This window comes from Polynucleobacter sp. 39-46-10 (assembly GCF_002282275.1).
The window spans coordinates 1-1,322 of sequence record NZ_NCJB01000490.1 but is presented as its reverse complement, the minus strand read 5'-3'; the positions used below and the strand labels follow the sequence as shown (position 1 = coordinate 1,322).

The window sequence follows — 1,322 nt, the reverse complement described above, 5'->3', positions numbered from 1 at the left end:
TTGCCCCTTCTTGAAATTGATCGGCTTACCGCTTTGAGCACAAGCTCGAATGAAATCGGTCTGTCTGCATAAAAATGCAGGGGTTTGCATCACATCAACCTCCAAAAAGATGCTGAAGGAAAAATGATTTCCTCTGCAGATCAAAGCGCAGCAGTGATGCAAGCGCTGGAGCCAGCAACTACTGGAGCGAAGCTACAGCGTGTGGAGTTCGTAGGCCCCCAAGTAGGCCGTGAACTCGCGATTGATGGATTAATGGCTTTGTTGTTTGTAGTAATTGGCATCGTGGTTTACCTTTCCTTCCGCTTCGAGTGGAAATTTGCTGTTGCCGGCATCATTGCGAACTTACATGACATCGTCATTATTTTGGGCTTCTTTGCTTTCTTCCAATGGGAATTCTCACTCTCCGTATTGGCTGCAGTACTCGCCGTGCTGGGTTACTCGGTCAATGAGTCAGTGGTGATCTTTGACCGTATTCGCGAAAACTTCCGAAAGTACCGCAAAATGAATACCCGCGAAATTATTGATAACGCCATTACCAGCACCATTAGCCGTACCGTGATTACTCACGGCAGTACTGAGATGATGGTCTTGGCAATGTTGATTTTTGGTGGTCCTACCCTCTTCTACTTTGCCTTAGCGCTGACCATCGGTATTTTGTTTGGTATTTACTCTTCTGTATTCGTTGCTGCAGCTTTAGCAATGTGGCTTGGTGTTACTCGTGAAGATTTAGTGAAGGGTGATAAGAAGCCGGATGATACTGCTCGCAATGATGATCCTAACTTTGGGGCTCAGGTCTAAGCTTCTACCAAACTGCTAAATGTAATGTTAATTTAGCGTGAAATTCTGATGCTCAAGGGCGGCTAATATTTTCTTAGTCGCGCCTTGATGCTCAATCGAGTAGGCCGTTGCAGCGCTCGACATCATTGCCAGTTCGGCAGTATTTAAAAGCAATTCTTTTAAAGATTCCATGAGAGCCACTGGCTCACTCAAGATAAGTTCGCCCTGGATACGCTTTGCGGCACCAATCGCAATAGCATCCAAAGCCGCCTGTTGGAAGTTATAGGTATGCTCACCAAGCAGCACTGGACAACCAGCAGCACAAGCCTCAATCAGATTCTGTCCGCCAAAGGGAAGTAGGCTACCGCCCATGAGAACTAAGTCAGCGGCACTGTAATACATCGGCATCTCACCCATGGAGTCGCCAAGAATCACATCCACATTAGCATCGCCCTTAGGCGCCTCAATCCATTTCGTACGGCATAGAAACTTCAAACCAGCATCCCGAATCTGATCCGCCACCTCCAAGAATCTTTCAGGATGAC

Annotated in this window: 1 protein-coding gene and 2 pseudogenes; 1 reads left to right on the top strand and 2 read right to left on the bottom strand. The window is 47.1% G+C overall.

Annotated features, from left to right (window positions below; translation table 11 throughout):
* A pseudogene (locus B7X71_RS17065) lies at positions 1–99 on the bottom strand (3-deoxy-8-phosphooctulonate synthase); the annotation flags it as partial.
* On the opposite strand from B7X71_RS17065, the pseudogene secF reads away from it, so the two are divergent.
* Positions 100–798 (top strand): annotated as a pseudogene (secF, locus tag B7X71_RS17060) (protein translocase subunit SecF); the annotation flags it as partial.
* 27 nt (positions 799–825) lie between these two features.
* Here the strand turns inward: secF and B7X71_RS17055 are convergent.
* A partial coding sequence (locus B7X71_RS17055; RefSeq protein WP_363927292.1) for a glycosyltransferase occupies positions 826–1,322 on the bottom strand: 497 nt, incomplete at its 5' end.